This window comes from Pseudomonas avellanae BPIC 631, assembly GCF_000444135.1.
Classification (GTDB): Bacteria; Pseudomonadota; Gammaproteobacteria; order Pseudomonadales; family Pseudomonadaceae; genus Aquipseudomonas; species Aquipseudomonas avellanae.
The window spans coordinates 1-2,320 of the sequence record NZ_ATDK01000236.1 but is presented as its reverse complement, the minus strand read 5'-3'; the positions used below and the strand labels follow the sequence as shown (position 1 = coordinate 2,320).

Genomic DNA, 2,320 nt, shown 5'->3' with positions numbered 1-2,320 from the left:
CTGGTCAGTGAGAAATCACTGTCCAGATGCTCGTGGAATCAGTGTCCAAGTCAGCGTGGAATCACTGTCCAAGTGTTCGTGGAATGGGTGTCCAAGTGCGCGTGGAATCCCCAGTGTAGGGGATCGCAATGCCCATGCTTATTGCCTAACGCATCAATAAATAGCCCCTAAACCACTAACATGCCTCTACAACACTCCGCGACTTAATCAGACAGTCTGAAACCCACCGAGTCGCCAAGGTCACGGGGCAGATCAGGCTAGACGAGGATGGACAGATCTAAGATTCATTGCGAACAGGTGCATATCTCAAGGTCAAGCATAGGTTTCTGCACCCAGCATGCACCCATGAGAAAAACTCGAGAAGTCACACAGGCCGAAAACCGCTGAAAAACATGGTGTCCCAGGGCAGGTTCGAACTGCCAACCTTCCCCTTAGGAGGGGGATGCTCTATCCAATTGAGCTACTGAGACACTGCGTGCCGGCACACCGATCGGTGCCAGCGAGGACGGCGTGCATCTTAGCGGCATGCACCGCCTTTGTCATGTCGTCATTGCCCTCCAGGGCTGTAGCCGATGTCGCTACGAAACACAGCTGAATAAACCGATCATGCATTTTGCAATACCCCAAAAAGCCATCATTGCAAAACGCACTGCAGGCCACTTTTTTTCATTTTATAAATTATTGATTTTAATAGGTTTTTTATCTATTTCAGCTTGGCATGCAGACTGCATTATCACTATCTGTGAACACATCTCATCCCAAACGGTCGGGCACAGGTACTGGAAAATGAACAAGACTCTCTCAGCGTTGAATGCGGCAGCTCTGGTGGCTCTGGTGGCATTTCATTTCCAGGATTCCGGTGCCAAGGACACTCAGGTCACTGCGCCTGTTCCTGTCCACCACCAGATCAGCCATGCGCCTCAGTTGGCAATCATGACTGACCGTGTTGCCAGTGCAGCCGTATTGGCGACTGACGATGATGCCTCCGTCCAGATGCCACGCGCCGAGCAGCGTTGGGTTTTCTGAGACCGTTTGAACCACCCACTTACGAGAGTGTAGCCATGTCAAAATCCGCGTTGTCATTTCTGGTCCTGGCGATCATGGCTGTGATCGTCGATCTGTTGCTGCCTGTTCATGCGCAGGCCTTCAGTATCGCTTCCAATATTGCTGCGGGCGTGTTCGCCAGCCTTTTCGTCGTAGCGCTGTTCCTCGGCCGTCGCTTCAAGTTCGACCCGGTACTGCGTTAAAACCTATAGCCTCCCCCCTTCGAGCAAACCGGCCACAGCGCTCGGCTACACCTCTTAACCTCTGAAATACCTCCTCGCCCCTCCCCGCCAACCCTTTGTCGGCTGGCTTCGTCTGAGCTGAATTCCGACCTAATCTCAGAGTCAAATAGCCATGATGGCAAAAAGCAGCTCGGTGGCGGTTCCTTTTATCTGTGGGCAAGCGTAATGACTTTGCAAATTTGCTCGCATTTCTGATAATTGGCGCTGGCTAAATGCCTTTATCTGAGTCAATATTTGTCACAGAATTGACGCCAAGGACTCGACGTTTTACGGCATTATGTTGGCCCCTTGGATCCCCGGTTGAACATTTGGCCAAAACGACTGTCTGACGAAGACAATCTTGCGGCCACTTGCTAGAACCGCTTCCCCTGAACTAACCGGTTAAATATATGAGCCCTATGAAACAGGCTACTTATTCCAGCCGCACGGCTGACAAGTTCGTAGTTCGCCTACCAGACGGCATGCGTAATCGCGTGCAAGAAGTAGCCAAGAATCATCACCGCAGCATGAACTCGGAAATCATTGCCCGCCTCGAACAAAGCCTGATTCAGGAAGGTGCACTTGGCGATGAGCCAAGCCTGCGTCTGGATAGTCCTGAGCTGTCCTTGCACGAACGCGAGCTGCTGCAACGTTTTCGCCAGCTTTCACATCGTCAACAGAATGCTCTCGTTTCGCTGATCGCCCATGACACGGAACTCGCTTCCGAAGAGTCCTGAGACTCAGCGCAAATGACCAAGGCCAGCGAAAGCTGGCCTTTTTTGTTGTAGTACTTTTCTTGGTTAACCGTCGGCATCACTAAAAACGCCCCCTCAACACAGCACCTTTTTTCGAGACACTGCGCCAACATAACGCTCCGACATAAAGCGTCGACATAAAAAAACCGCCTGAGCATGGCGGTTTTTTTATTACTGCGTCGTTGCTGGAAAAGAACGTCTAGTGTACTGTTTTCGAAATAAGTTACCCATAACCTGCAAGCTAAGCTATTGATAAGATTTGAATTTTCCGTTAGTTGGTGGCTGATTTTTTCGAAAACA

The 2,320-nt window shown here is 50.7% G+C and carries 3 protein-coding genes and 1 tRNA gene; 3 read left to right on the top strand and 1 reads right to left on the bottom strand.

Annotated features, from left to right (window positions below; translation table 11 throughout):
- Window positions 1–393: 393 nt before the first annotated feature.
- Window positions 394–470, bottom strand: a tRNA-Arg gene (locus DW49_RS0112320).
- A 316-nt stretch (window positions 471–786) separates the two neighbouring features.
- Here DW49_RS0112320 and DW49_RS1000000132830 point away from each other — a divergent pair.
- The 3 genes from DW49_RS1000000132830 (at window position 787) to DW49_RS0112300 (ending at window position 2,002) form a co-directional block, all read left to right on the top strand.
- Complete coding sequence (locus DW49_RS1000000132830) at window positions 787–1,026, top strand: hypothetical protein (RefSeq protein WP_024421036.1); 240 nt, start codon at window positions 787–789, stop codon at window positions 1,024–1,026.
- Between the two features lie 35 nt (window positions 1,027–1,061).
- Window positions 1,062–1,247, top strand: coding sequence for a PA3371 family protein (locus DW49_RS0112305; RefSeq protein WP_005616632.1), 186 nt, complete (start codon window positions 1,062–1,064; stop codon window positions 1,245–1,247).
- 428 nt (window positions 1,248–1,675) lie between these two features.
- On the top strand, window positions 1,676–2,002 hold the full coding sequence (locus DW49_RS0112300) for an Arc family DNA-binding protein (protein WP_002554423.1): 327 nt from the start codon (window positions 1,676–1,678) through the stop codon (window positions 2,000–2,002).
- Window positions 2,003–2,320 lie beyond the last annotated feature (318 nt).